1 protein-coding gene is annotated in these 1,313 nt (G+C 67.6%); it reads right to left on the bottom strand.

Annotated elements, in window-relative coordinates; genetic code table 11:
• Positions 1–1,313 (bottom strand): potassium-transporting ATPase subunit KdpA (gene kdpA / locus ACH4J0_RS43230; RefSeq protein ID WP_396246664.1); only part of this gene is annotated, 1,313 nt, incomplete at both ends.

The raw sequence follows: 1,313 nt of genomic DNA on the forward strand, positions 1-1,313 counted from the left end.
ACGAACACCATCGGCAGGAAACGGCCGAGGACCATCGCCAGGCCGAGCGCCGTGTCGTACCAGTCGGTGTTGACGGTGATGCCGGCGAACGCCGAACCGTTGTTGTTGCTCGCGGAGGTGAACGCGTACAGCACCTCGGAGAAGCCGTGCGCACCGGAGTTGAGCATCCCGGCCCGCTCGCCCGGCAACGCCATCGCCACACCCGTGCCCACCAGCACCAGCGCGGGGGTGGTGAGGATGTAGAGGGAGGCGAACTTCATCTCCCGGCCGCCGAGCTTCTTGCCCAGGTACTCGGGGGTACGCCCGACCATCAGACCGGCCACGAACACCGCCACGATCGCCAGGATCAGCATGCCGTACAGACCGGAACCGGTACCGCCGGGCGCGATCTCACCCAGCATCATGTTGAAGATCGTGACACCGCCGCCGAACGGCGTGAACGAGTCGTGGAAGGAGTCCACCGCACCGGTCGAGGTCAGCGTCGTCGAGGCGGCGAACAGCGAGCTGGCCGCGACGCCGAAGCGCTGCTCCTTGCCCTCCATCGCGGCGCCCGCGGCCTGGAGGGCGGCGCCGTGGTGCTGCGACTCGGCGAGGGTCAGCAGAGCCACCGAGGCAACCCAGAAGATCGCCATCACGGAGACGATCGCGTAGCCCTGGCGGTTGTCGCCGACCATCCGGCCGAAGGTACGCGGCAGCGCGAACGGGATCACCAGCAGCAGGAAGATCTCCAGCCAGTTCGTGAACCCGGTCGGATTCTCGAACGGGTGCGCCGAGTTGGCGTTGAAGAAACCGCCACCGTTGGTGCCCAGCTCCTTGATGACCTCCTGGGAGGCCACCGGCCCGCCCGGGATCCTCTGCACCTCGCCGGCCAGGCCGGTGACCTCGTGGAAGCCGTGGAAGTTCTGGATCACGCCGTTGGCGGCCAGGACCAGCGCGAAGACGACCGCGACCGGCAGCAGCAGCCGCAGGTTGATCCGGACCAGGTCCACCCAGAAGTTGCCGAGGCGGTCCGTCCGGTTCCGGGTGAACCCACGGATCAGCGCGGCCACGATGGCGATGCCGACGGCCGCGGACACGAAGTTCTGCACCGCCAGACCCGCCATCTGCACCAGGTGGCCCATCGCCGACTCACCCGAGTACGACTGCCAGTTGGTGTTGGTGACGAAGGAGATCGCGGTGTTCCAGGCCTGGTGGCCCTCCATCTGCGGAACCCCCAGGCTCAGCAGCAGATGGCCCTGGAGCCGGATCAGGCCGTACAGGAACAGGACCGAGACGGCCGAGAAGGCCAGCACCGAACGCAGGTACACCGGCCA

The sequence above is a fragment of the Kitasatospora sp. NPDC017646 genome (assembly GCF_044329365.1).
Taxonomy (GTDB): domain Bacteria; phylum Actinomycetota; class Actinomycetes; order Streptomycetales; family Streptomycetaceae; genus Kitasatospora.